This window comes from Nocardia sp. JCM 34519.1 (assembly GCF_020361265.1).
Lineage (GTDB): Bacteria > Actinomycetota > Actinomycetes > Mycobacteriales > Mycobacteriaceae > Nocardia > Nocardia arthritidis_A.
In genome coordinates this window covers 505,320-530,882 of record NZ_JAIRBR010000004.1, presented here as the reverse complement: position 1 = coordinate 530,882, position 25,563 = coordinate 505,320, and the positions used below count along the sequence as shown (strand labels likewise).

The 25,563-nt window shown below is 63.9% G+C and carries 31 protein-coding genes and 1 tRNA gene; 26 read left to right on the top strand and 6 right to left on the bottom strand.

Features of this window, described 5'->3' with window-relative positions:
• Window positions 1–430 precede the first annotated feature (430 nt).
• From LGY53_RS43595 to dnaE, 5 genes are all read left to right on the top strand, one after another.
• Window positions 431–556: a hypothetical protein gene (locus LGY53_RS43595; protein ID WP_255663750.1), complete on the top strand. Its 126-nt coding sequence runs from the start codon at window positions 431–433 to the stop codon at window positions 554–556.
• Window positions 557–659: 103 nt separating this feature from the next.
• Window positions 660–1,076 carry a hypothetical protein gene (locus LGY53_RS14590; RefSeq protein ID WP_225727204.1) on the top strand — a complete coding sequence of 139 codons (417 nt, stop codon included), beginning with the start codon at window positions 660–662 and terminating at the stop codon, window positions 1,074–1,076.
• Window positions 1,077–1,206: 130 nt separating this feature from the next.
• Window positions 1,207–1,836, top strand: coding sequence for an AAA family ATPase (locus LGY53_RS14585; protein ID WP_225727203.1), 630 nt, complete (start codon window positions 1,207–1,209; stop codon window positions 1,834–1,836).
• A gap of 454 nt (window positions 1,837–2,290) precedes the next feature.
• Entirely contained in the window at window positions 2,291–2,581 is a 291-nt protein-coding gene (locus tag LGY53_RS14580) for a hypothetical protein (RefSeq protein ID WP_225727202.1), read from the top strand.
• A gap of 187 nt (window positions 2,582–2,768) precedes the next feature.
• Entirely contained in the window at window positions 2,769–6,287 is a 3,519-nt protein-coding gene (dnaE, locus tag LGY53_RS14575) for a DNA polymerase III subunit alpha (RefSeq protein ID WP_374111180.1), read from the top strand.
• A gap of 18 nt (window positions 6,288–6,305) precedes the next feature.
• Here the strand turns inward: dnaE and LGY53_RS14570 are convergent, their stop codons facing one another.
• The gene (locus tag LGY53_RS14570) at window positions 6,306–6,614 is read right to left on the bottom strand and encodes a DUF6300 family protein (RefSeq protein WP_225727200.1); all 309 of its coding nucleotides are present in this window, start codon (window positions 6,612–6,614) and stop codon (window positions 6,306–6,308) included.
• A gap of 131 nt (window positions 6,615–6,745) precedes the next feature.
• Here LGY53_RS14570 and LGY53_RS44400 point away from each other — a divergent pair, with 131 nt between their 5' ends.
• Both LGY53_RS44400 and LGY53_RS14560 read left to right on the top strand, forming a co-directional pair.
• A complete protein-coding gene (locus LGY53_RS44400; protein WP_225727199.1) occupies window positions 6,746–6,928 on the top strand; it encodes a DUF6374 family protein in 183 nt (60 codons plus the stop codon).
• 2,187 nt (window positions 6,929–9,115) lie between these two features.
• Window positions 9,116–9,643, top strand: coding sequence for an HD domain-containing protein (locus LGY53_RS14560; protein ID WP_225727198.1), 528 nt, complete (start codon window positions 9,116–9,118; stop codon window positions 9,641–9,643).
• Here LGY53_RS14560 and LGY53_RS14555 read toward each other — a convergent pair.
• Complete coding sequence (locus LGY53_RS14555) at window positions 9,619–10,101, bottom strand: NUDIX hydrolase (RefSeq protein ID WP_225727197.1); 483 nt, start codon at window positions 10,099–10,101, stop codon at window positions 9,619–9,621. The two genes, LGY53_RS14560 and LGY53_RS14555, sit on opposite strands and share 25 nt — an antisense overlap.
• 5 nt (window positions 10,102–10,106) lie before the next feature.
• Window positions 10,107–10,844 (bottom strand): helix-turn-helix transcriptional regulator, encoded by a 738-nt coding sequence (locus LGY53_RS14550; protein ID WP_225727196.1) that lies wholly within the window; start codon window positions 10,842–10,844, stop codon window positions 10,107–10,109.
• A gap of 145 nt (window positions 10,845–10,989) precedes the next feature.
• On the opposite strand from LGY53_RS14550, the gene LGY53_RS14545 reads away from it, so the two are divergent.
• From LGY53_RS14545 to xerC, 18 genes are all read left to right on the top strand, one after another.
• Window positions 10,990–11,439 (top strand): hypothetical protein, encoded by a 450-nt coding sequence (locus LGY53_RS14545; RefSeq protein WP_225727195.1) that lies wholly within the window; start codon window positions 10,990–10,992, stop codon window positions 11,437–11,439.
• Window positions 11,436–11,702, top strand: a complete 267-nt coding sequence (locus tag LGY53_RS14540; protein ID WP_225727194.1) for a hypothetical protein — start codon at window positions 11,436–11,438, stop codon at window positions 11,700–11,702. The genes LGY53_RS14545 and LGY53_RS14540 overlap by 4 nt, the downstream gene beginning before the upstream one ends.
• Complete coding sequence (locus LGY53_RS14535; RefSeq protein ID WP_225727193.1) at window positions 11,699–11,872, top strand: hypothetical protein; 174 nt, start codon at window positions 11,699–11,701, stop codon at window positions 11,870–11,872. The genes LGY53_RS14540 and LGY53_RS14535 overlap by 4 nt, the downstream gene beginning before the upstream one ends.
• Window positions 11,872–12,471, top strand: a complete 600-nt coding sequence (locus LGY53_RS14530) for a DUF2637 domain-containing protein (RefSeq protein ID WP_225727192.1) — start codon at window positions 11,872–11,874, stop codon at window positions 12,469–12,471. The genes LGY53_RS14535 and LGY53_RS14530 overlap by 1 nt, the downstream gene beginning before the upstream one ends.
• 68 nt (window positions 12,472–12,539) lie before the next feature.
• Window positions 12,540–12,830 carry a hypothetical protein gene (locus LGY53_RS14525; RefSeq protein WP_225727191.1) on the top strand — a complete coding sequence of 97 codons (291 nt, stop codon included), beginning with the start codon at window positions 12,540–12,542 and terminating at the stop codon, window positions 12,828–12,830.
• On the top strand, window positions 12,830–13,156 hold the full coding sequence (locus LGY53_RS14520) for a hypothetical protein (protein WP_225727190.1): 327 nt from the start codon (window positions 12,830–12,832) through the stop codon (window positions 13,154–13,156). Before LGY53_RS14525 ends, LGY53_RS14520 begins: the two co-directional genes overlap by 1 nt.
• Entirely contained in the window at window positions 13,156–13,386 is a 231-nt protein-coding gene (locus tag LGY53_RS14515; protein WP_225727189.1) for a hypothetical protein, read from the top strand. Before LGY53_RS14520 ends, LGY53_RS14515 begins: the two co-directional genes overlap by 1 nt.
• Window positions 13,386–14,693, top strand: coding sequence for an FtsK/SpoIIIE domain-containing protein (locus LGY53_RS14510; protein ID WP_225727188.1), 1,308 nt, complete (start codon window positions 13,386–13,388; stop codon window positions 14,691–14,693). Before LGY53_RS14515 ends, LGY53_RS14510 begins: the two co-directional genes overlap by 1 nt.
• 11 nt (window positions 14,694–14,704) lie before the next feature.
• The gene (locus LGY53_RS14505) at window positions 14,705–14,908 is read left to right on the top strand and encodes a hypothetical protein (RefSeq protein ID WP_225727187.1); all 204 of its coding nucleotides are present in this window, start codon (window positions 14,705–14,707) and stop codon (window positions 14,906–14,908) included.
• Window positions 14,905–15,111, top strand: a complete 207-nt coding sequence (locus LGY53_RS14500; RefSeq protein WP_225727186.1) for a hypothetical protein — start codon at window positions 14,905–14,907, stop codon at window positions 15,109–15,111. The genes LGY53_RS14505 and LGY53_RS14500 overlap by 4 nt, the downstream gene beginning before the upstream one ends.
• Window positions 15,111–15,404, top strand: coding sequence for a hypothetical protein (locus LGY53_RS14495; protein WP_225727185.1), 294 nt, complete (start codon window positions 15,111–15,113; stop codon window positions 15,402–15,404). Before LGY53_RS14500 ends, LGY53_RS14495 begins: the two co-directional genes overlap by 1 nt.
• On the top strand, window positions 15,404–15,544 hold the full coding sequence (locus tag LGY53_RS14490) for a hypothetical protein (protein WP_225727184.1): 141 nt from the start codon (window positions 15,404–15,406) through the stop codon (window positions 15,542–15,544). Before LGY53_RS14495 ends, LGY53_RS14490 begins: the two co-directional genes overlap by 1 nt.
• Entirely contained in the window at window positions 15,532–15,855 is a 324-nt protein-coding gene (locus LGY53_RS14485) for a hypothetical protein (RefSeq protein WP_225727183.1), read from the top strand. The genes LGY53_RS14490 and LGY53_RS14485 overlap by 13 nt, the downstream gene beginning before the upstream one ends.
• Entirely contained in the window at window positions 15,855–16,040 is a 186-nt protein-coding gene (locus LGY53_RS14480) for a hypothetical protein (protein WP_225727182.1), read from the top strand. The genes LGY53_RS14485 and LGY53_RS14480 overlap by 1 nt, the downstream gene beginning before the upstream one ends.
• A complete protein-coding gene (locus LGY53_RS14475) occupies window positions 16,040–17,479 on the top strand; it encodes a DNA cytosine methyltransferase (protein WP_255663768.1) in 1,440 nt (479 codons plus the stop codon). Before LGY53_RS14480 ends, LGY53_RS14475 begins: the two co-directional genes overlap by 1 nt.
• A complete protein-coding gene (locus LGY53_RS14470; RefSeq protein ID WP_225727180.1) occupies window positions 17,476–18,165 on the top strand; it encodes a hypothetical protein in 690 nt (229 codons plus the stop codon). The genes LGY53_RS14475 and LGY53_RS14470 overlap by 4 nt, the downstream gene beginning before the upstream one ends.
• Complete coding sequence (locus LGY53_RS14465) at window positions 18,162–19,910, top strand: helitron helicase-like domain-containing protein (protein WP_225727179.1); 1,749 nt, start codon at window positions 18,162–18,164, stop codon at window positions 19,908–19,910. The genes LGY53_RS14470 and LGY53_RS14465 overlap by 4 nt, the downstream gene beginning before the upstream one ends.
• A gap of 431 nt (window positions 19,911–20,341) precedes the next feature.
• Window positions 20,342–21,589 carry a tyrosine-type recombinase/integrase gene (gene xerC, locus LGY53_RS14460; protein ID WP_225727178.1) on the top strand — a complete coding sequence of 416 codons (1,248 nt, stop codon included), beginning with the start codon at window positions 20,342–20,344 and terminating at the stop codon, window positions 21,587–21,589.
• Window positions 21,590–21,613: 24 nt separating this feature from the next.
• Here xerC and LGY53_RS14455 read toward each other — a convergent pair.
• Window positions 21,614–21,686 (bottom strand) — tRNA-Asn (locus LGY53_RS14455).
• Between the two features lie 196 nt (window positions 21,687–21,882).
• Between LGY53_RS14455 and LGY53_RS14450 the strand changes: the two genes are divergently transcribed.
• Entirely contained in the window at window positions 21,883–22,128 is a 246-nt protein-coding gene (locus LGY53_RS14450) for a hypothetical protein (RefSeq protein WP_167473403.1), read from the top strand.
• A 44-nt stretch (window positions 22,129–22,172) separates the two neighbouring features.
• Here LGY53_RS14450 and dnaG read toward each other — a convergent pair whose 3' ends face one another.
• Both dnaG and LGY53_RS14440 read right to left on the bottom strand, forming a co-directional pair.
• A complete protein-coding gene (gene dnaG / locus LGY53_RS14445; RefSeq protein WP_225727177.1) occupies window positions 22,173–24,110 on the bottom strand; it encodes a DNA primase in 1,938 nt (645 codons plus the stop codon).
• A gap of 190 nt (window positions 24,111–24,300) precedes the next feature.
• Window positions 24,301–25,563 carry a deoxyguanosinetriphosphate triphosphohydrolase gene (locus LGY53_RS14440; RefSeq protein WP_225727176.1) on the bottom strand — a complete coding sequence of 421 codons (1,263 nt, stop codon included), beginning with the start codon at window positions 25,561–25,563 and terminating at the stop codon, window positions 24,301–24,303.

Here is a 25,563-nt window from a genome sequence, read left to right as displayed (position 1 = left end):
TCATTGCTCACACACTGGTCTTCGACGCCCTCCGCCCATGTCCGGGCATCGTCAGCACTTCGGACTTACTCGTCTAGCTGTTAGGAAGCCGCAGTTCGTATCCTGGCATGCCGTGACAATGATCCCGCAATGGCTGGTATCCATCCAACGACATCACCGATAGTCGGCGCATCGACGGCTTGATCGCCACCTCCCGCTGATGGAGACCTTCGCCGAAGCAGAGTATGCCGCCTTCGGCATGTTCGCGGTAAGCCGGGGCGAGGGCGAGGTGTTCGTATACGGGGAGTGCCCGAGCCTCTGACAGGTCAGACTCGCTGCGGCCTGCAACCCATGGGTACAAGCGAGTGGAGGCTAAGCAGCCGCACAGGCCAATCGTCTCCTTCCTCGCGGACGAGATAACCCGCACCGACGCCGAAATCCCATCCTGACCGTGTGGGTCCTCCGCGCACGGACCGGCCAAGGCGACTACCAGCCGTTCCGGGTGGCGCCCGCGGCGCTGTGGAGCGTGGAGAACAACATGTGCCCGCTGGTCCCACTGCGGTTGAGCATGTGGTGATCGAAAATGATCCGCCCGCGTAAACGACCGCTCCATCGCCTCTGATGATCCTGATGGTTCCTTCGTGACGGACCGAAAACCATTGGAAAAAAGTAGTTTCACGGTGAAGAGAGTCTTGTTCATCTTGTTGTCCGCGGTGATCGGTGCGGGGCAGGCCGCTGCCGGTGTACCGCTCGCGCCCGCAGGCGACGCCCAGAAAGAATGTTCCGGGTCGATACCGAATCGGGGCTACTTCTACTCGAACACCTACCAGTTCGCCGCACCCGGCCCGAACGGCGATTTCGGTATCAACGCGGAGAACCACCACTTCCGGTTCGACGGATTCCTCGCGGGCCTCGAGAACGCACGCCGACTGCAAGCTTGGGGCAACTGGGTCATCTACCGTGCCGCGGACTTCGACCTAGCTGTCCCGTACCAGCCCACAGGCAGCCTGGCCATACTCGAAAGTCCCGGCTACTGGGCCAACCTCGACGATCTCCACGACACCAACGTCTTCCACTGGACCGTACTCTGCGACTGACAAAGTCGACCTCGACCCGCCTTCGCTGTTCGCGCGACGCAGGTGTGACGGTCGACGAAATCACTGCGGCACCGGCCTGATCCGACATCAACCGAATACAGATCAACGTGCACATGGTGGACTAGCACCCGTGCCCTCGAACCCTAACCGCAAAATCCCGTTGACCGGCGAACTCTCGCCGGACGTGATCGAAGTGTTGGATGCCTCGGCCCATCCGCTCGCCGAGTCGGGTGCGATCGTCATCTGTGGTTTGCCGGCGTCCGGGAAGTCCACGGCCGCAACCTATTTGGCCGACCGTATCGGTGCGCCAGTGTTCGACAAGGACAGCTTCGCGCCCGGTTTGGAGGAAGCGGTGATGACCCGGTTGACCGGTGATCCGTTCGACCGCGACAGCGACGTCTATCGAACGGTGGTCAGCCCGCACCTGTACGACGGCCTCGTTCATGCCGCGTTCACCGTGGCCGCACACCATCCTGTCATCATCGATGCCCCACTCATTTCGTTCATCCGGCAAGCGGCATCGACCGGCTCGACCCTTACCGAATACCTGTGGACGCGTTCCGGTCTCACCCCGAACGCAACCGTCACCACGATGTGGTTCGACAGCGCGAACAACGACATCCGGACCCGGATGCTGGCCCGTGGCGCCGCACGGGACGTACCCAAACTCACCAACTGGGAAGCCTACGAATCCCAAGTGCTCGACGGCGGCGTCCGCGCCGCGGCCCGCGCGATCGTCGATATCGTCGTCGCCAACTGATCCGCAACCGACACATCCACCCGGAAACCAAGAGCCGCGCTGTCGGGCACGAAACATCCACGGTCGCCTCGGCTTTCGTATTCTTCTTCCTCGCCGACCACCCCGACAGTGCCCGCCCGAGCTCAGGCGGAAATCGACGAGTTCGGCTGTCACGGCTTGCGTTTCACGCATTTTCTCGGCCGCGTGGTGGCGCCGCACGAAGGACTCGGCGGCGAGCTTGCGGGGCGTCGCCGGACAGATTCAGCAGATTGGCGTCCAGAGCCGGTGAGATCTTGTTTCGTTCCGGAACTGTGCGTCAAGGGCGGCGGAGACGTCGTGCAGTCTGTGCTGAGTCCGAGCGGGTTACTCTGTCTCGGAGAATTTTCGCCGACTATTTAGCTTATGGTCCCGAGGCCGAAGCGTTTCGGGCCCGCGCGCTCAGGTTTGTGTCGGTCGCTGCCCCTATCGTTGGAATATGACCGACATTGCTCCCCTGGCTGCCTCCACACGGGCCCGGTTCGGCGATCCGGGTGTGCACGCGGTCGTGCGGACCGGACGCACCGTGCACGCGGTCAGTTTCAGTGAGTGGGTCGGGGGCGAAGTGGTCCCGGAGTTGCTGTGCCACACCGGCGTCGCCGGATGGTCCCCCGCAGCGCTGGAACCGACCCGTGCGGACGTGACGTGCGCGCGCTGCCTGCGCAGGATCGGCGGGCACTCGTCGACCGGGCAACTTCCACTGTTCGGCGACGATCGCGCGGCCGGGTAACCATCGCGCACGAATCAGCTTGCGGCACAAGGCCAGCCATAACAACTACCGGTTGTCGGGATGAGCGTGTCGATTGTTTGACCCTCGCTCGCGGCCTCGGCTCGAATAGAGCGATCCGAGCCCTAGCCGCATCTGGAGGCGTCCGTTGTCCTCATTCGTTCACCTGCACGTTCATACCGAATACTCGATGCTGGACGGTGCGGCGAAGATCAAGCCGCTGTTCGAGGAGGCCGGTCGGCTCGGGATGACCGCGGTGGGGATGACCGACCACGGAAATATGTTCGGCGCGGACGAGTTCTACCAGGTCGCAACGAAAATGGGGATCAAGCCCGTCATCGGCATCGAGGCGTATCTGGCCCCCGGCAGCCGGTGGCACAAGAAGCCGGTGTTCTGGGGTCAGGCCAATCAGCGCGGTTCCAACGGCGAGGGCGTCGGCGGCGACGTCTCCGGTGGCGGCGCCTACACGCATATGACGATGCTGGCGCGCGACGCGCGCGGACTTCGCAACCTGTTCAAACTGTCCTCGCTGGCGAGTATGGAGGGCTACTACCGCAAGCCCCGCATGGACCGGGAGCTGATCGCCGCGCACGCCGACGGCATCATCGCCACCACCGGCTGCCCCTCCGGCGAGGTACAGACCCGGCTGCGACTCGGCCAGCACGCCGAGGCCATTCGGGCCGCCTCCGACTACCGCGACATCTTCGGCAAGGACAACTTCTTCGTCGAATTGATGGATCACGGGCTGCCGATCGAGCGGTCGGTGCGCGAGGGCCTGCTCGAGATCAGCGCGAAACTCGGTCTGCCCCCGGTGGCCACCAACGACTCTCATTACGTCACCAAGGATCAGGCCGACGCGCACGCCGCACTGCTGTGCGTCCAGGCCGGAAAGACACTCAACGATCCGACCCGATTCAAATTCGACGGCGACGGCTACTACCTGCAATCCGCCGAGGAAATGCGGGCGTACTGGGACAGTCAGGTCCCGGGCGCGGCCGACAACACCCTGCTCATCGCCGAACGGGTCGAATCCTATGCCGAGGTGTGGGAACACACCGACCGGATGCCGGTCTACGAAGCGCTCGACGGCTACGACGTGGCCTCGTGGTTCCGCGCGCAGGTGCTGCGCGGCCTCGACCGGCGGCTGCCCGACGGCGTGCCCGAGGAATATCTGCGCCGCGCCGAATTCGAGATCGACATCATCGTGCAGAAGGGGTTCCCCGCCTACTTCCTCATCACCGCCGATCTGATGAATTACGCACGGCAGCAAGGCATTCGAGTCGGCCCGGGCCGTGGTTCGGCCGCCGGATCGCTGGTGTCCTACGCGCTGGGCATCACCAATCTCGATCCCATCCACCACGGCCTGCTGTTCGAGCGGTTCCTGAACCCCGAGCGGGTATCCATGCCCGATATCGATATGGACTTCGACGATCGCCGCCGCGGTGAGATGGTCCGCTACGCCACCGAGAAATACGGCGCCGACCGCGTCGCCCAGGTGATCACCTTCGGCAAGATCAAGACGAAGGCGGCGATCAAGGATGCCGCCCGGGTCCACTTCGGCCAGCCGGGTTTCGCCATCGCCGACCGGATCTCCAAGGCGCTGCCACCGCCGGTCGCGGCCAAGGACATTCCGCTGTCGGGCATCGTCGATCCGAAGCATGAACGCTATCCCGAAGCGGCCGAGGTCCGTTCGCTGATCGAGACCGACCGGGACGTAGCCACCATCTTCGAGACCGCCCGCGGCCTCGAGGGCCTGATCCGCAATGCGGGCGTGCACGCCTGCGCGGTGATTATGTCTGCGGATCCGCTGGCCGAGGTGATCCCGCTGTGGCAACGCGAGGACGGCGCGATCATCACCGGCTGGGACTATCCGTCCTGCGAGGCCATCGGATTGCTGAAGATGGACTTCCTCGGGTTGCGCAACCTCACCGTCATCGGCGATGCGATCGACAATATCGAGGCCAACCGTGGCGAAAAGGTGGAGCTCGATTCGCTCGGCACCGACGACCCGAAAACCTATGAGCTGCTTGGCCGCGGCGACAGCCTCGGCGTCTTCCAGCTCGATGGCAACGCCATGCGCGATCTGCTGCGGCGGTTGGGGCCCACCGGTTTCGAGGACATCATCGCCGTCAACGCGCTGTACCGGCCCGGGCCGATGGCGATGAACACCCACAACAATTATGCCGATCGCAAAAATGCCCGGCAGGCGATCCAGCCGATTCACGAGGAGCTGGCCGAACCGCTGCGCGATATCCTCGCCGAAACCTACGGCCTGGTTGTGTATCAGGAACAGATCATGCAAATCGCCCAGCGCGTCGCCGGCTTCTCCATGGGTCGCGCCGATGTGCTGCGCCGGGCGATGGGTAAGAAGAAACTCGAGGTCCTGGAGAAGGAGTTCGAGGGTTTCCGAGCCGGCATGCGCGAACAAGGATTCTCCGATGAGGCGGTGCAGGCGCTGTGGGATACGGTCCTGCCGTTCGCCGGATACGCATTCAACAAATCACACGCCGCGGGGTACGCGCTGGTCGGCTACTGGACCGCCTACCTCAAGGCCAACTATCAGGCCGAATATATGGCGGCCCTGCTCACCTCGGTGGCGGACAACAAGGACAAGTCGGCGATCTACCTCGCCGAATGCCGACAGCTCGGACTGAAGGTGCTCGCGCCGGATGTGAACGAATCCTCGCTGCGCTTCTCCGCCGTCGGCAACGATATCCGGTTCGGGCTCGGCGGAATTCGCAACGTCGGAGCCAACGTGGTCGAGTCGATCATCGAAACCCGTAACAAGAAGGGCAAATACACCTCGTTCGCCGATTTCGTCGAGAAGTCGGAGCTGGTCTGCTGCAATAAGCGCGTCCTCGAATCCCTCATCAAGGCAGGCGCATTCGACTCCTTCGGGCATCCGCGCAAGGCGCTCCTCGACGTCCACGAAGAGGCGGTGGACGCCGTCACCGGCCTCAAACGCCAAGAGGCGATGGGGCAGTTCGACTTGTTCGGCATCGAGAGCGAAACAGCTGAGGCATCCACCAATTCCTCACCGTTGAGCCACTTGCGCTTCGACGGGGACGAGTGGCCACGCAAAGTACTGCTCGGAATCGAACGAGAAATGCTGGGACTGTACGTCTCCGGACATCCCCTGGACGGTGCGAGCCACATTCTCCGCAAAGCGGCGCCGAAGCCGATCACCGCCGTCTTGGCCAATGCGCCACGGGAGGGAACGATCACCATTTCGGGAATCATCTCCGCGCTGGAACGCCGGGTCAACAAGAAAGGGGAAAGCTGGGCGATCGCCGTCATCGAGGACCTGGACGCATCGGTAGAGGTGCTGTTCTTCCCGAAGAGCTACAGCGTATTCGCGGCCGATCTAGCCGTCGACGCGGTCGTGGTGGTAGAGGGCCGAGTCAATTGGCGGGAGGAGAAAATGGGAATATTCGGCACACACCTCGCACCACTCGACATCAGCTCCGTTGAACGGGGTGAACAGACACCCCCGCTGATACTGGAAATCAATGCCGAAACCACCGATCGCGACAGCGTCCTCGAACTCAAATCGGCCCTGCGATCCCACCACGGCGGAACCCCGGTGCGGCTCATACTGTCCTACCGGGAACGCCGCACCACACTCGCGATCGACGAATATCCGGTGACCGTCAGCTCCACCCTGCTGGGTGAGTTGCGAGCCGTACGAGGCGTCAAAGTGCTGACCTGACAACGGCTTTCGCACGGACTAGGAGGCCCCGGCGCGTAGCCCCGCCAGCTGCGCGACATCGACCTGTGCGGGCAACACCTCACTCAACCATTCCCCCAGCGGCACAGCGATATCGAGCAGGCGCGATCCGGCTCGAAAGTGGTCGATAACCACCCGAGCCGCCGGATTGTCTCCGGCACAGTTCGGGCACAAACCCACCGTCCGCATTCCGCGCACCTCGACGCCGTCCTCCCGCAGAAACGAATGCGGCACCCGCACAGAACAAATCAACGTATCACCGCACCGATGACACGGCAGATCATCCACCACCGAAACCTCGAAATCCATCACCGCCGCCTTTCTTCAGTTGTAAGCAGGCGTCGATGACTGATTGGACTAGATCACCACCCCCTTGTCCAACAAACAGAAACCCCCAAACCCCAACCGCCAGTTGTGAACACAGCTAGAACGGACCCCCGATGAGATACCCTCCTCCAGCGCTCGAACGCTCTCCAATCTCACTCGCCCAAACCCAGATCGACAACGTTCGCCGCCAACTCCTCGACGCCGCAGCCTTCGGCAAACACCTCACCCCCGACCAACTCGAACACCTAGCCGCAAAACTCGGCGAAAGCTTACGAATTCTCACCGAGGAACCGTGACACCCGACAAACCCACCCAACCCATTTGCCCGCACAACGCAACCGAACCGGCGGCGGGCCTGCGGTAGCGGAATACACCCGAATTCCCCGAACCGGCAAACCCGTCAAGCGAATTCGCCTCTCTCTCAGTCGGCCCGCAAGACCGATCGGAACCGGTCGACCTACCCAGCTCGGGCACGACATCGCTCTCCCTGATGCCAAGTCGACCGCACGGCCGATCAGCACTACCTCACCAATCCCGGGCACACACTGCTCCCCGCACCGACGGAATAGGACAGAAAGGCTCCCCTGCGGGCAAGCAGCGGCCCGCGAGCCGCGCACGACGGCGAGGGTATCGAGGAAGTGCTGTCGGCCGCCACGAGCGAGCCGCCCCCACCACCAACTAATCCAGTACGCAGCCCGTCGGTCCCGACTCCAAGCCCGTCATCCCCCTTGGTCGCGCGAGCATCGATCCTTACTCCGCGCGGCCGTCCAGCCTGCGCCAATTGCACCGCCGGCACCCACATCCCGAGTCGATCGCCAATCACCTCAACGGGTACGCCAGCGAAGGCGACTTGTGCACCGCGCCAACCCGTTTGTGCAGCCACCGGTACCGACGTTCGACAGTCGCAAGGCAGCGGCCGAGCAGCTGAGAATTCGCCCGCTGTCGCAGTCCGGCCCTATGCGGCTCGCAACCGATAGGTGGACAACCGTGGTGCGATCGGCCCCAAGCGATAAGTCGAGCCTCGAACCAATTCAGAGCTACTGTCGACCACTCCGCAAATTCGACCCATTCGACCTTGAAAACAAAGAAACCCTGACCTGTGCAGGACATTCCTGCTGGTCAGGGCCTTGTGGAAGCTCCCCCATCTGGACTCGAACCAGAAACCTGCCGAGTAGTTGATCATAGGGTTACTACAGACAACCCGAGACAGTCAAGCAACGCTCGAAAGTGGCTGTCCACCAACGGATATGGGCACGAGTCGATTCCTGGTGCACAACCTGACACAACTCGGTACGACCGTGATGTAGCACGACTTAGTTGCGACTTTCTTGAACCTTTGGCTGTTTCGCGAATAGATTGCCTATTCGCACCTATGTTCGAATTGATCTTGCTTCTCCGGGAGACCTGCCTCTCCGGCGAGGAGCAGGGTCCGGGGCAGCGCCCCGTGTGACGCCAGCGGCGTCAATCTACATCGATGAATACGCCAGATCGGTGGGAGTGTGGTGTGTGCTTCTCCGATCGACCTGCCCACCGGGCTACCGCATGTTCAGGGGTGCGGTGAAGGATGCCGTAGGCACCGCGTAGCGGCGTTGTCCTTCACCGTGCCCCTGGTTGTGTGGTAGGGCTTGTCCCAGGTCGATCGGAGAAGCACGCGCCGCGCCGGTCTGCTGCGGCAGAGTCATCGCGCGGCCATGGGCCGCGGACACCATCATCCGGGCGAAAAGGTCTCCGATCTCGCCGACGCGCGGCCGGGCCGAGTCCCAGCACTCGCAGCCTCACACCCCCGCCCGGCGTCCGGTTCGTGGTGATCAGCGGAATGGGGCGAGACGGGCTGCAAGAAGCGACGGAAAGACTGCGCCCGCCGCGACACTCCGGCCGCCGGAACGGAGCGGGCGCAGTGAAGGCGAGCCGTAGTGTGGCGCGGCGGGCGCGCAGCGCCCGCCAGCGCCCCTTGATCCCTTATAGCCAAATTCGGCAACGACTCGGGAATAGCGACGGCGGGCGGGGTGTGAGGAGAGAACGGATGGAGACTCGGCCCGGCCGCGCGTCGGCGCAAGTTCGAGAACTTTTCGCCCGATGTTGCGAAAGATGTTGCAAGGCAGCGGGTTCTGTCGCTGCGGTGGCGTAAGGTGATGACACCTCCGGCCGAGGGGCGGTGGACGTGGTCCACACACCGCGCCCAGGGAGGAGGTGGTAGGGATGGCGAAACATCGCCGGAAAAAGAGCAAGGCTCCGGTCGATTACGGCATCGTGCTTGCAGGCTGTGCCGTAGTCGCCGGAGCGCTCTTGCTGGTCCGCTGGTTGAGGCGGGTTAGCTAACCCCATCTCAGGTGGGGCGTCGGTTGCCTCCGGCGTCCCACCGCCAGCATCACTCTCGTGACATGCCGAGGATACCCCAAGCGTTGAGGCAGTGTCGACGTGAAATATCGGCATGCCACCGCCCGGCGGGAATGAGTTGTATTCCTTAATGTAAGATGGGGCCGATGGAATCCGAAATGGTCGAACTACTTTCGTCGCTTACCGATGCACGGCGCGCGCATTCGATTGAAGTGGGCAGGAAAGTGGAAAGCATGGCCGATTCTTTACCAGTCGAAATTCGATCGATGACCATCTCTGCTGCATATTTGCATGATGTTGGCTATGGGCATCCGGTCATCGGGTTTCATCCAATTGATGGCGCTAACTTGCTTCGCGAGCGCGGCTACCCCGATTGCGTTTGTCATATCGTTGCATTCCACTCGGCTAGCGTCGTTGAGGCCGAGGTGCGCGAACTGGACCGTGCACTCTTCGATCCCTTCCAGACGCTGGACGTGCCCGGAATTGCGCAGGCCAATGACCTCGTATGGTGGGCGGATATGACGACAGGCCCGAATGGCGAAACATTCACTTTTGATGAGCGTTTGTCGGAAATTCGGAGCCGATACGAGAAAGGTAGCATCGTCCACACGGCCATAGACCGAGCTGAGCCGTTGCTACGAGCGGCTGTTCAGCGCGCTTCTGGATCGATGTAGGGCTCGCTATTGGCCAATGCCCAATCGATGCGCTTCCGCTGGCTTGGGTCCATTTTAAGTTCAGGCAATCGATCGATCGGAACCCATTCGACTTGAGTGCTTTCGCTGCTCGGGGTTGGTTCGCCGCTAACTGGCTCGGCACGGTATATGACTGTAAATTCCTGCCTCACTTCATCATTGCTCGTGTAGTGGATTACGTGTGCTGGGTTCGTAAAAATGCCGACGATGCCAGTTAAGTGGACCTGTACGCCGGTTTCCTCTTCGGTTTCCCGTACAGCTGTGCGGCTGAGCGACTCTCCAGGGTCGTGAGCACCGCCAGGCATTGACCAGTTTCCGTTATCCGATCGGCAGATGAGAAGAACGGAACCATCGCGCCGAACGAAGGCGCCGGCGCTGGGGCGGACGCTGTTGGCAGCGGGCGCGTTGGGGTCGTCGTGGTAGTCGATTCGTCGTCCCATACGCCCTAGAGTACTGCTGGTCTAGCCGTCGCCCAGACTGCCTCGAAGGAGTCGCGATAGTAGCTGAACAGGTGACCTCCAGGTACTTGCTGGAGGTGCTGAACAGGCGATTTCGCCGCATAGGCGCCGTAGCTATGAGTGTTGACCAACATCGAATCATCGAAGCGATAGATGCTGTTGTATAGCGGCGTGTGATGGGTTCTGATATCTACTCGGGGGAGATGCGCTGTCTCCCAAAGGTATTCAAGAGTCGAGTGGCACCGTTGAGGGAGCGATGGCAAGCCTTCCTCGCGTGACCGTGCCCGGACGTTTTCAGAGTCGCTGTCTCCCAATAGAATTCGTATCTCAGCACCTTCATTAGATTTCGCGCGAACAACGTTCACGAAGTCGAGCGATTCGACCAGGAAGCCGCCCGCATAGACGAGTATTTCGAGCTGCTTGGTTGCCTGGCGCATGAGGGAGCGCCAGACATCGTGTGGCACTTCTGAACGGGTCGGCCATATCTGGACGATTTCGGAGAGCGATGCGGCAGCTGATCGCGTGCCGGATAGCAGTTCAGGCCACAGGTACGTCTCTTCGCATCCGAGCACACGTGCAACCTTCAAGCGCATTCCAGGATGCGGGCATCGGTCCTGAGTGAGCCACCGCTCAACGGTTTTCATTCCTACGTCTACCGCCTCGGCGAGGCCATTTTTGCTGAAGTTGGCAGCGGCCATTGCTCCCCGGAGGCGTTCATTTGCCATAGGGACATAGTACGCCTTCATGTGTCCCTAAGTGTCCCTTTTTCGGGGTTTTCGCGTCCCTATCTGTCGAGAGATTCTGAGTGGGCTGAGAGCCACGGTTGGTGGCCAGTACACGAAATCACAACTGACACAAGGAGTTCAGGCGATGGCAATTAAGAGGGGTCAGCGGTTCCCGGTTCCGTTCGAGGTGGCTTTTCCGGAGGGTGCGGGGTTGGTCGGTGAGATCGAGAAGGTGTTCGTGTTCAACGAGCGGCGTCGGCAGTACACGACCGAGCAGGACGTTGATAAGGAGACGGGTCTTCTGATGTGGAAGGCCAGGCTCATCGATTACTCGGATGACGTGCGGGGCAGCGAAACCGGTATCGACCTGGTGTTCCTGGCTCCGGTGCAGCCGATCCCGCCGGAGGGGCGGCGGGTGCGCGAGGTGGAGCTGGAGGGCCTGATGGTCCAGCCTCGTGCGACCAAGGCCGGTGACTTCCCGAAGCTGGTCTATTCGTATTTCGCGACGGGCATCAAGGGTGACAACTCGGGCGCCAAGCAGCCTCCGGCGAACCCGGGTGCGGCTCGTCCGGCTCGTAACGAGAAGGCTGCGTGATCGTCATGTCGTCGTGGATGACCGTGTCCAGCACCAGTTTTGATGATGTGAAGGCTGAGTATCAGCCAGCTTGGGTGACCGAATACGGCACCCGTGTCCCTGCATCGGTGTGGATCGACTTGGAGGAGGAGACCCGCGGTAGCAGTAGCGCGCATCTGCACCTGTCTATCGAGAATGCTCGGACCCTGGCGTCGGTGCTGCCGCAGATTCTCATGCTGCACGACGCTGCGGAACGGCTGGCCGCCGAGAAGGCGGTGGCGTGATGAAGATCCGGGCCAACGATTCGGTTGATGTCTTCTACTCGGCCGAGATGGAGTCGGTGCTCATCAGCATCGGATCGGAGATGGCGAAGCTGACGCCCGCGGAGGCGGTGAATGTCATCGATGAGCTTCGGGCCGCGGTGGCACGTGCCGCGTGGGGAGAAGGCGCGTAATGCTCACCCGTGAGCGGGGAATGTTGGCAGCGCGGGGGTTCGCGGTCCTGGTGATCGTGGGCGTCGGCGCTGCCGCGTTCCGCCTGAGTTTCGCTACCCTGCGGGATTTGGCTGTGCTGGCGCATATTCCGGACTCGGATGCGTGGCTGTTCCCGTTGATCATCGACGGCACGATCGTGCAGGCGACCATCGGAGCGCTGGTGCTGGCCAAGTCGCCGGAACGACTGTTCTTCGCCCGCGTGCTGATCGCGGGTGCGGTGGTGTCGGTGGCGGGCAACAGCCTGCACGCGGTTGCTGCCGGTCGGCCGCTTCCGGCGTGGGCGTGTGCGGTGGTTGCGGCTATCGCCCCGATCGGGCTGTTGGTCGACACGCACGGTCTTGCGGTGCTGTTCCGTGCGGCACAACGGAATTCGGCACCAGCCACTGAAGAGGAGCCGGTGACCGAGCCTGTTGCTGCGGTGGCTGAGCTGGACCCGGTTCCCGATCCGGCGCCCGTCGAGCCTGCTGCGCAGCCGATGCCCACGCCTTCGGTTCGTCGAGTGCGTGCGGCGTGGCCGGTGCAGGCGGAGATGCTGCCGCTGGAGGGGGTGCCTGCGTGATGGATGCGACCACACCGCAACGCGGGTACTGGAAACCGGCTCGCGCGTTCGACTTTCACCGAGTCCACGTGTCCACCGACAGCGGTCTCACGCGCACCACCTGCGAAGCATTCGCCCAATTCCGCGGCGACCGTGGCCCGGACGGCGAGGTGTCACTGACCTTGCACCAAGAGCGCGGTTTCGCGGCCGTGGTCCACCTGACCATGACCACCGACGACGCGTTGGCGGTGCTGGGCGTGCTGTCCGGCGCTGTCCAGGACGCCCTCGACGCACGCGCGGAAACACAAGGGAAACAACCTGTTTCGCCGTGCCAACTCGTTTCACCGATCAAAGTTGTTACCGCTCAGGAGGTGCGGTGATGCCTGTTCCTGCTTCCCCTTTCCCATCCACCCGACCCGGCTATGCCGCGCTGCTGGCAGTTCCGGTGGCCGCTGTCGCCATGGGCGTGCTGACGCTGACCGTCGACCGTGCGCCGCACCTGGTGGCCCACCAGACCAGTACACACGCGGATGGCTGTGTGATGCTCTGCGACCACGCCCCTGTTCCGCCGTCGTACTCCGGCATGGGCTGCCTGATGAACTGCGACGACACCACCCCGAAGGCCGGACCGGCATCCACAGCTGCTGCGCCTTCACCCGATTGCGTCATGTTCTGCGATGAATCGAACCGGAAGGGCGGTCGGTGATGATCCCGACGAACACCAACAATCCTGTCTGCGGTGATCTGCGGAACGTGAAATACGTTGCGGCGTCACTGTTCCGGCCTGCCGAGGCGGATGCCAGGGTGTCGTTCCTGGTGGGCGGCACCGAAATCCGGCTCACCGTGACCGATGCCCGCGCCTTGTCCGAGGTGCTGCCGGGTTTGCTGGCCGAGCATTCGGTTGCGCTGGCCTTCGCCCCGCTGGAGGTGGCGTGATGTCGCTGCTCACTACCGTTGTCCCGCTCGCCGGTGGTCTCGCGTTCGGTGCGTGGCTGCTGCCCGCCCCGTGGCACCGCACGCCCAAGGAGCCGACCGTGGCCGACATCATCGCTGAGGCGCCACCGGAACTGCGCCCGGCGGTGGGAACCCTGATGAACCCGTATGCGCTGGCGCTGCTGCTGGACCGAGTGGGGTTGGGGTCGGTCCGGGACGGGTTCCCCGCGCTGGAGTGGTGGGAATACGGCCCGCACGGCATCACGGCCGAGTTCCTTATGGCCGCCGGCCAATCGCTGAAGGACTGGAACAACCTGGACACCTTGGCTGCTCTCGCGGATTCCTTTGCGGTGCCGACTGTTACGGCGTCGCGCCCGAATCCGGGGTTCGTCCGTCTCGAGGTGCGCGTGTACGACACGCTCGCTGTCCCGGCAACGGTGCCGGTGGCGGTCCACAACGGCGTGGACCTCGCGACGGCGGTCCCGGACCTGGAAGCGATCCCGGTCGGCATTACCGAAGACGGTGAGTACTGGCTGGTGCCGGTGCTGTGGAACCACATCCTGCTCGGCGGCGCCACCGGATCGGGAAAGTCGTCGATGGTGTGGTCGCTGTTCGCCGCGCTCGGCCCCGCGATTAAAGCCGGGTTGGTCGATCTGTGGGTGCTGGACCCGAAGGGCGGAATGGAGTTCGGCCGCGGTGAAGACAAGTTCTTCGTTCGGTTCGCCTGCACCGACACCACGGAAATGCTCGCGCTGCTCCAGGAAGCGGTCAACGAGATGCACGAACGCGCACAACGATTGCGCGCGAAGGGGATTCGCAAGCATTACCCGACTCCGGAGGAACCGCTGGTGATCGTGTTCATCGATGAGGCGGCGACCTTGTCGGCGTTCGCCAATCGTAAGGATCGCGAGAAGTTCGAGGAGCTGCACGGGCTGCTGTTGTCGCAGGGGCGTGCTCCGGGGTTCTCGGTGATCGAAACCGTGATCGATCCGTCGAAAGACACTGTGCCGCAACGCCAGTTGTTCCCCTATCGGGTTGGTCTGCGGTTGGACGAGCCGGGACAGACGACCATGATCCTCGGCCAGGGCGCCGCCAACCGGGGTGCGCGCTGCGCGGAGATCTCTGACAAGACACCGGGTGTCGCGTTCGTGGAGCGGGACGGCTCCACCCAGATCATCCGGGTGCGGTCGTTCTTGGTCACCGATGACGATATCGACGCGATCGTCGACACCTACGCCATCGAACCCAAACCCTTGGTCATCGACCCGGATACCGATGGTGACGACGACGGAATGGCGGTGGCGGCATGAACGGGGTGCAGATGTCACTGAGGCTGTCCGGCGCTCCCGCCGAAATCGAGGTGATCGCCGATGAGTTGCGCAGCCTGCTGGCCGAGAAGTTCGGTGACTGCTTTGCCTCGCACCAGCGACGCGTCTACCGCGACAACGACGGCACTCAGGTGTGGTTCTTCGCCGAACTCGCCTGTCCAGTCAGCGAATTGGCTACGAGGGAGGTGTCGGCATGAACAACGTCGTACGGCTGCGGCTGATCGGTTCGGAGGAGGCGGTCAAGGTGGTGGAGGAGTTCCTGCAAGGGGAGTTGTCCACGGTCGATGCCTGTTTCGTCATCGACGATCGGCGGTATCGGTCGCGGCGTGATCCGGCCGCGGTGCGCGCCTACGCGGAAATCCTGCTGCCTTCTTACCTTTTCGATGAGGGGGCGCGGTGATGAAAGCGGGCTTCGTGACCGAAACCCACACCCTCATCTACTGCCACGGCTGCGGCGAACCGTGGCACGCGGGCGACCCGGAGATGGAAGGCATTCCAGTGTGCTTCGGCGGACTGGACGATAGCGAGATTGTCCGCCGAATCGAATCGACCGGATGGCGCGTCGACGGCGACCTGGTGCATTGCGACGGCTGCACGGCGGTCACCGCGTGCGAAGAAACAGGTTGTCATCACTGGGCTTCGGACGAGATGTGCACGCGCTGCGGGATGTTCGCTTGGGAGGTGAACCGGTGATGACACGACGTATCAACCCCAACAGCTATGACACCGATATCGACTTGGACGACCGGATCTGGTTGCGGCAGTGGGCCGAACGCCGCGGCTTGACCGGCGTCCTGGCACCCGACGACGAACCGGAGGCGTGGGCGGCATGACGAAAGACACTGCGCGGCAAAGTAATCCAATTGCAGCAGATGCGGCCGAGTTCTTCGCCATGGTCGCTGACGCCGGTCTGCGGCCGGAGTGCGATCTGCGGTTCAAGGGCGAACCGTGCCCGTATCCGGCTCGCTGGGTCGCATCGATTCACCTGCACGGCGATTCGATGGAGCTGGCCGCGATCTGCGACCGCTGCCGCCGATATCTCGAAGATCTCGCCACGGCTATCACCATAGCCAAGCCCTGTGCCGCATGCGGAAAACCGTTGCGCGGACCTGGCGATGTCATCCGTGATGTGGGGTCGGTCTGATGAGTGAACACATTGAAATCAACGAGAACGAGACGAAAGACACTGCACGGCAGGTCAATCCGATTGTGGCCAAGGCTGCCGAACAAGTCGGCCGTGCCAAGGCTCGCCAACCTAAGCCGAAGGACGTGCCCCGTGGAGATTGCCCGGGGCAGCTGAGCCTGTTCGCTCCGGAGAAGGACCGATGATGTTGACATTGACCGATTTATTTTGCGGTGCGGGTGGTTCCAGCACCGGAGCTATCGCGGTGCCGGGTGTCGCGGTGCGGATGGCTGTCAATCACTGGCGGCTCGCCGTTGAAACCCACCACAGCAACCATCCGACCACCGATCACGCCTGCGTCGATATCTCCCAGGTCGATCCGCGGTTGTTCCCGCGCACAGACCTGCTGTGGGCATCGCCGAGCTGCACCAATCACAGTGTGGCGCGGGGACGTTCACGTGCCGCCGATTCGCAACCGGACCTGTTCGGGGAGATCCTGCCCAGCGAGGCGGCCGAGCGGTCGCGGGCCACGATGTGGGATGTGGTGCGTTTCGCCGAACACCACTGCTACCGCGGCATCATCGTGGAAAACGTGGTCGACGCCGCGAAGTGGGTGATGTGGCCGGCATGGCTGCAAGCCCTGGAACTGCTCGGCTACCGCTACCACGTCGTCTACCTCAACAGCATGCACGCCCAAGCCTGCGGTGATCCGGCCCCGCAATCGCGTGACCGCCTCTACGTCGTCGCCTGGCGTGCTGGGGATCTCGCCCCGGACTTCGACCGCTGGACTCGTCCGCGCGCCTGGTGCCCCGGATGCGACCGGGAAATCGCCGCGGTGCAAGCCTGGAAGAACCCGGTCCGCCGCTGGGGTCGCTACCGCGCCCAATACATGTGGCGCTGCCCGAAAGTGGCCTGCCGCAACAGCATCGTCGAACCGGCGTGGCTTCCCGCGGCGACCGCGATCGACTGGAGCCTACGCGGGGAACGCATCGGTGATCGCTGTAAACCGTTGGCGGACAAGACGATCGCACGAATCAAGGCTGGTTTGGAGCGTTTCGCCGCTGATCCTGCGTTGTTGGTGCCTACCGGTGGCACCCGTCGTGATAGCGCGGCACCGCTGAGCCTGCCGATGGCGACCCGCACTACCACCGAGAACGATGCCCTGCTGATCCCGGTGGAAGGCCGCGACGGTCTCACCGCTCGCCCGGCGGCCGAGCCGATGCGCACCATGACGACACGCAGCGAAACCGCCCTGCTGGTCCCGTCCTACCGCAACGGCGCCGCCCGCCCGGTCACCCAGCCACACGGTGCCCTCACCACGCTGGACCGGCACGTCTTCGTAGTACCGCTGCGCAACCACAACACCGCCAAACCGGTGAGCGAACCCCTCGACACCATCGCGGCGGCAGGCAACCACCACGGCCTGGCCACCATGTCGGAGAACGTGGCCGACTGCGAATTCCGGATGCTCGAACCCCGCGAGATCGCCCGCGCCATGGCCTTCGACACCCAATACGTGATCCTTGGCAACCGTCGCGAACAGGTCCGGCAAGCCGGGAACGCGGTCACCCCGCCCGCCGCACGCGATCTGGTTTCCGCCCTCGCCGAAGCGCTCGGGCACGATATGTCGGCGGTGGCGGCATGACCAGGACACGAAATACCCAGCACACCAACGGATCTCACACCAGCAATGACATGTTCGGCGATATGCTCGCTGACCTCATGGAGCTGCTGATGCAACTTGTGTGGTCGCTGCTGATCGCCGTGGCGGTCACAGCCTGGTGGGCGGTGCTGTTCCCCATGATCTCGATCCCGATCGGGCTGGCCGCGACCGCCTGGTTACTGGTTGGCTGGTGGGCCGGAGTCGCGGTTGCCGGGGTGTCGGCCGCGGGGATCATGCTGTGGCGCTGGAAGCGTCCGCAGATGTTCGAGCGGCTGGTCACCCAGCGGGCACGCACCCGATTCCTGACCTGGTGGCGCTACCGACGACGCTGGACCACACTCCTCGACGCCTGCCACCTCACCATCCGGGAGAGCGGCGTACTGGTGGCGTGCCCACCGCTGCGCAAGGTTGATATCGGGGATGCTACCGACCGGGTACAGGCCAAGATGCTGGCCGGTCAATGCCCCGCCGACTACGAAAACCGCACTGCCGCTTTGGCTCACGCGTTCGGCGCCCTGGACTGCCGTGCCACCATCATCGGCCCCGGCACCGTGGAACTGCTGTTCCGCCACCGCGACGCGCTCGCCGAACCGATCGCCCTGCCGCACCAGCCCAAGTCGCTGCCCGGCAACTCGACCTGGAATCAGAACGGAAAGGAGGCCGTGTGAACGGCGACGACTTCACCGTCCTCGAAGGCGGCTCTGCTGGACAGCAGGATAATGGGACCGCTTACGGGACAGGCGAATCCACTCACCGGGAGACAGCGGCGGATCGGCGTGCCCGTCCCTCGTTCTACGAGATCGCTCAGGGTGCGGCCGACAAGTTCGGGGTGTGCCGTCGGCCGATTCCGATGATGGTGGTCGACGTGGTGACCGGGAACACCGAATACGTTGCCGCGCCGTGCAAATCGACGCTCGAATCGGATTGCCCGGCCTGCGCGGCCCGTGCCCGGCTACTGCGGATCCAGCAATGCCGCGAAGGCTGGCACGTCGAAACCGAACCGGTCGACATCACCCTCGAACCGACCGAACAGCAAACCGAATTACTCACCCGGCGAGCCGACCTGGTCGCTGACTACCAGGCAGGCAAGCAGGCTGGCGATGAGGAGGTGATGGCCGCGGCCCGCGCCGAGATCGCCGAACTCGACGCCGAACTCCGCGCGACAGGAATTCGGCAAAGCCTCCCTCCGCTGGAACCGGCACCCAAACCGAAACGGAAACGCTCCACCAAACGGCGCCAGGACGTGCCGGACCTGCCGCGACGCAAGGTCGCCAAGACCACGATCGGCGGGTTGTTCGCGGGCAAGTACCGGTACTCGATGTTCGTCACCTTGACCATGCCCTCCTATGGCCGCATCAACGCCGGTGGCGCGAAAGACGTTCAGGGCAAGGTGTGTTCGGATGGTTCGCCGGTCGACCCGGACACCTACGACTACACCCAAGCGGCCCGCGACATCATCGGCTTCCCGGCCCTGTTCGATCGGTGGATCCAGAACCTGCGCCGCTGCCTGGGCTACGACGTTCAGTACTTCGCCACCGTCGAACCCCAGCGCCGCGGCGCCCCGCACATCCATATCGCCCTGCGGACCGCGATCCCGCACAAGGTGATTCGGCAAGTCACCGAAGCCACCTACCGCCACTTGTGGTGGCCTCACTTCGACCAGCCGAGATACGAGTCCGGTCACATGCCGGTGTGGGATTTCGACGAAAAGATGAACACGTTCGTAGACCCGGGCACCGGGCAACGGCTGCCGTCCTTCGATGAGGTCATGGCGGTGATGGACACCGTGGACGAGCTCGAGCCTGCCCACACCATCCGGTTCGGCGCTCAGATCGACTCCAAAGGCATCCTCGGCGGCACCGAGGAAGCTGGCCGCCATATCGGCTATCTCACCAAGTACCTGGTGAAGTCCATCGGTGAAATCGTTGAACCCCAGTCTCAGCGTGCCGCTGACCATTACACCCGGTTACATCAGGAACTCCAGGTCACGCCGTGCTCACCGAACTGCCCGGTGTGGCTGCGCTACGGCATCGTGCCCCGCAAAGCCACCCACAAGACCCAACCGGGCCGCTGCAAGGGCAAAGCCCACCGCCGCAACACCCTCGGCATCCGCGGCCGTCGTGTCCTGGTCTCGCGCCGCTGGACCGGGAAAACCCTCCCGGATCACAAGGCCGACCGCGCCGAATTCGTTCGGCAACTCCTCGCCGAGGCAGGCATCGAGAAACCCGACACCAGCCGATATCAGGTGATGCCGGTTGAACCCGGTGACCCGCAGGCACCACCTCGCGATCACCTCATCCTCGCCGCCATCGCCCAACGGTCCACATGGGCCAACCAATGGGCACAAGCCAAAGCGGCACAGGCCGAACGGCAAGCAGCACAAGAAGATTCAGCAATGCCCACTGCGGCATGAGGGGAGGACAGGGGTCATGGATACGACGAGTGCCCGGTGGGTGAAGACGAATGCGGCTGCCCGGATCGTCTGCTGTCATCCGGAGGTGCTGCGCCGGTGGCATCGCACGGGTACGGCGCCATTCGAGTTGCCCTCACCGAAGCGTCGGGGGCGCGAATTGCTGTGGGATGCTGAGGCTTTGGCAAGGGTGATGGAGGAGCTTCGGGTAGACCACGGCGGCCGGTGTGGCTAGAACTGGTCGGCCACCACGTCCGATGGGTGTGTCGGGTTCGGTGCGGTTGACGGAGCTGAGTCCTGGCCATTGGGAGGCCGATACGCTGGTTCGCGATCGAACCGGTAAGCGCCGGCGGGTGACTCGTGTTTCTCCCGAACGGTGTGACAGTCTCGGCCGCCGGATTCCGGACAAGGACGGGAAGCGCGCGGAAGCGGCTGTGCGGGCGGCTGCTGCGGTGCTGGCACCCGATACGGGCGGTGAGCTGACGACCAGCACCACCGTGGTGCAGTTGTGGCAGTCCTACCGCGAGTATCTGGTGAAGATGGGGCGGGCCGAGGGCACCCTGCGGCTGTATGACCGGTGGGCGGAGATGCTGATCGCGGAGTGCGGGTATCGGCGGATCGTCCCGGAGGAGTTCAAGACCAGTACCGCGGAGGCGTTCCTGGAGGTGGTGGCCGAGAATCACGGCCGCGGCTCGATGCTCAACGCCCGATCGATGATGTCGGGCATGTTCCGCTACGCCGTCCGAAAGGGGCCGTTGGATGTGAATCCGGTGCGGGAGGCAGAGATTCCGCAGAATGTCACGCCGAGGGGCCGTACCGGTGGCGCCGCGAGTATCGAGGTCGAGGATCTGCGGTTCATCCTGGCGTCGGTGTACTGGTCGACGGTGCCGTGCCCGCGCAAGCTCACTAAGGCCGAACAGCGTAGAGGCATACGGTCTTACACGCCGCCGACCGTGGCCGAGTATTGCGAGGATGCCGATTTGGCGGACCTGATCGCGATCATGAGTGCCATCGGGCAACGACCGAGTCAGGTGCTCGGCCTGGCATGGCCGTTCTACAACAGCAAGAAGAAGACGATTCAAACGGTCGGCAAAGTGATCCGGGTGAAGGGCAAGGGCCTGGTGCGGGTGATCAAGGACAACGACCCGAAGAATCCGCAGGGCACTATTGCGCTTCCGGATTACGCGGTCGAGATCTTGGATCGGCGCTGGGAGAAATTGCAGGAGCGGAAGCGGGAGAATCCTCCGCCGGATAAGTACGACCCGCAGCTGGCATGCCATCCTGCCGACCTGATCTTTCCGTCGTTCGAGTGGACGTTGCGCGATCCGGTGAACGTGAATCACCAATGGCAGCGGGTCCGCGAGGCGCTGGGCCTTCCGGATGACTTGAGCCCGTACGCACTTCGCAAGTTGGTCGCATTGGTCCTTGACGACCTCGGGTTGTCGGCGCGAGTGATCGCCGACATTCTGCAACATGCCGATCCGGCGATGACACAACGCAAGTACATGGCTCGCGGGAAGGTGCATCACCACGCGGCGGCGGCCATGCACCGGGCGGTCCTCGGTCCCGATAACGCCGACGACGAAGATCACGACGGAAATGGACGTGCCCGGACTTTTGTGCGACTTAGTTGCGACTTTCCGGGCTTGAACACGAATTCGGCCCCCGACCGTGCAAGCTAACTTGCTGGTCAGGGGCCTATTCTGCTCCCCCATCTGGACTCGAACCAGAAACCTGCCGATTAACAGTCGGCTGCTCTGCCAATTGAGCTATAGGGGATTGTTTCCCTGGCTGCCGTCTCCGGCGGCCGAGAAGAAACTTTAGCGTATCGGTACGCGCGTTCCCAAATCGTGTCTCTACCAGCTCACATGTGGGGGTGGGTCGGGGTGGCCGAAGGGGTGGCCGGATCGACATGTGTCGGTGGCGTCGGGCAGGATGGGAGCCGCGAATTGGCAACTGGGAGGAGCGTATCGAGATGCTGCGGTTGATCATCGGCATAGCGGCAGGCTATGTGCTCGGAAGTAAGGCCGGGCGGGCCCGCTATGAGCAGATCAGTGCCGCGACGCGCGCCGTGACGGAAAGTCCGGTGACCCGCAAGCTCGTACTCCTGGGCCGCCAGCGGCTGTCGGACAAGCTCAGCACGCGCCCCAAGCTGGAGCCGATGCAGCCGATCGATGAGCGCACCACGCTGCTGGTGCCGCAGGACCAGCTGCGCCGCTGATCCCGGGTAGTAGATACGGTTCGGCCCGATACCGGGCCGAACCGCTATGGGCTCTGCGCGAAATCGTCGGAGTTGCCCATCGCCTGCTTCAGCAGGCTCTTCCGGTACTGCTCCAGCGCGACGAGATCCCCGAACAGCGCCATATACGCCTCCGACTGTTCGGTGGAGGACACGCGCTGCAGCTTGGACTTCAGCTCGGCGATCTGGCGCCCGACCCAGGACTCCTGGGCGCGCGCCAGCACGCCGGTGACGAAGCGGGGGATGTCGTCGGCGGATTTCACCGGCAGCGGCTCTCCGGCCAATTCGGAGACGAATGCGCGCATCACCAGGTCGTCGGTGTGGTCGGCGACCGCGTTGACCCATTCGGCGCCGCCGAGTCCGGCGGAGGTGCCGCCCGCCGCGCCGATGAGTGTGCGCACCGTCACATATGCGGGGTGGGTGAACGCCTCCGGCTCGAGCGCGTCGAATGCCGCACCGGCGATGGCCGGGTATTGCAGTGCGGCACACAGCACTTGGCGTTGCGGGAGCAGGCTCGGGTCGTTGGGGCTCGGCCGCGCGGCCGGGCGTTCGGCGTGTGAGGCGGTGGCCGCCTCGTTCACCGCGGTGCCGGGGGCGCGGCCGGATCCGTTGCGCTGCACGCCGTTCCGATTGCGGCGCGCCTCCTCGCCGACCCGGCGCACCACGGTCTGGATATCGTCCCAGCCGACCCAGCCCGCGAGTTTGGTGGCGTACGCCTTGCGCAGCGCATTGTCCTTGATCTGCGCGACCACCGGCACCGCGCGCCGCAGCGCCTCGACCTGTCCCTCCGCGGTATCCAGGTTGTGGTCGGCGAGCAGGCCGCGAATCACGAACTCGTACAGCGGGGTTCGCCGCGCGACCAGATCGCGTACGGCGCCGTCACCGGAGCGCTGGCGTAGTTCGCACGGGTCCTGGCCGTCGGGTGCGATCGCGATATAGGTTTGGCCCGCCAATCTCTGGTCGCCCGCAAAGGCTTTCAGCGCCGCGGCCTGCCCGGCGGCGTCGCCGTCGAAGGTGTAGATGATCTCGCCGCGCCAGAAATTGTCGTCCATCAGCAGGCGGCGCAGGATCGCCATATGTTCCTCGCCGAAGGCCGTACCGCAGGACGCCACCGCGGTTTTCACGCCGGCCAGGTGCATCGCCATCACATCGGTGTAGCCCTCCACCACCACCGCCTGGTGCCCCTTGGCGATCTCGCGTTTGGCGTGATCCAGCCCGAACAGCACCTGAGACTTCTTGTACAGCACCGTTTCCGGTGTGTTGACGTATTTCCCCGGCATGGTGTCGTCATCGAACAGTTTGCGCGCGCCGAAGCCGATCACCTCGCCGCCGAGGTTGCGGATCGGCCACAGCAACCGCCGGTGGAACCGGTCGATCGGGCCGCGCTTGCCCTGTTTGGACAGGCCCGCCGCCTCCAACTCCTTGAAGTCGAAGCCCTTGCGCAGCAGATGTTTGGTGAGGGTGTCCCAGCCGTCGGGCGCGTAACCGCAGCCGAACTGCTGTGCGGCGTTGCCGTCGAAATTGCGGTCGGTCAAGTATTTGCGGGCCGCCTCGGCTTCGGACTCGCGCAGCCGCGCCATATAGAACTCGTGCGCCGCGGCGTTGGCGGCGACCAGGCGGGCCCTGGTACCGCGGTCGCGCTGCACCGAGGTGCCGCCGCCCTCGTAGTTGATCTGGTAGCCGATCCGGTCGGCCATCTGCTCGACCGCTTCGACGAAGCCGATGTGCTCGATCTTCTGCAGGAATTTGTAGACATCCCCGCCCTCACCGCAACCGAAGCAGTGGAAAAGGCCGTGGTTGGGCCGCACATGGAACGACGGCGATTTCTCGTCGTGGAACGGGCACAGACCCTTCATCGAGTCCGCGCCGGCCCGTTTCAGGGCGACGTACTCCCCCACCACGTCCTCGATCCGGACGCGGTCGCGTATCGCCGCGATATCGCGGTCAGGGAGTCGTCCAGCCACGCAGCGAGTCTAGCGGTTCCGCCTCCCCGTGTTTTTTGGCCAGGCTAGTCCGCCTCTCCGTGTTTTTCGGCCAGACCGAGTGCCGCGAGATTCACGTTGGCGGCTGGCGGAACGTAATGGGTCGGGTTAGCCCGTCCCCGGTGAGTTACCCATGTGCTTGCGAAATCAGTCGTCGCGTGCTGATCGCGGATCACTCCCCCAATGCCGCCGCGATGCGCTCCAACCTGCTCTCGGTGTACGAGGCGATCTGATCGACGATCACCCGGACCCGCGCCTGATCATCCGCCGCGGCATCCCACCACGGCAGCAGCACCGGATCCAAACCATGCGGCGCGTCCGCCAGCAACCGCGTCGCGACGGCGTGAATCCGCGCACGCTGGGCCGCCTGCCGGAGTTTGTGTTCCGGATCCGACATGACGTATCGCAAGGCAACGGTTTTCAGCATGGCAACCTCGGCGGCCACGATGCGCGGTATCTGCAGATCGGCGGCGTACCGGGTGAGCGGTTCCGGTCCGGCGACCCGCCTCGTGGCCGTGATGGCGGCGGTGGCGAAGCGCCCGACGAGCTCGCTGGTGAGCCGTTTCAGCGCGACCGAACCGGCGAAGCTGCCGTCGTATACCGCGACGCCCGCCACCACGGGCAGTTCCGAAAGTCGTTGTGCGGCAGCGACCAATTCGTCCACCGCGAGCGTGGGATGCTGCCGGTGACCCAGTTCGGCGAGCGCGTCCTGCTCGGAACGATCGGCCAGGGCGCGCAATTCGATCCGGCCCGCGATCACCCCGTCCTCCACGTCGTGCACCGAGTAGGCGACGTCGTCGGACCAGTCCATGATCTGGCATTCCAGGCTGCGCCTGCGGTCCGGCGCGCCCTTGCGCACCCAGTCGATGCGGTCGGCGTCGATCTCGTATGCCCCGAATTTGGTGCCGGAACCCGTTCTGCCCCATGGATATTTGAGCGCGGCGTCCAGTGCGGCGCGGGTCAGGTTGAGGCCCGCGCTGGTGCCGTCGATGTCGAGCACCTTCGGTTCGAGCCGGGTGAGGATGCGCAGATTCTGCGCGTTGCCCTCGAATCCGCCGTAGGCGTCGGCGAATTCGTCCAGCGCCCGTTCGCCGTTGTGCCCGTATGGCGGATGCCCGATGTCGTGGGCGAGCCCGGCCAGGTCGGCCAGGTCCGGATCGCAGCCGAGCCCATCGGCGATGCTGCGGCCGATCTGGGCGACCTCGATCGAGTGGGTGAGCCGGGTGCGCGGGGTGTCACCGTCGCGCGGACCCATCACCTGGGTTTTGTCGGCGAGCCTGCGCAGCGCCGCCGAATGCAGGACACGCGCACGGTCCCTGGAGAATTCGGTGCGGTGCCCGATTTCGGCCTCGATGGTGGGCGAACCGAGACCCGCCGTCTTCGGAGATTCCAGCACCATGCGTTCGGTGTCGTGCTCGGTATAGCGCCCGCTCAT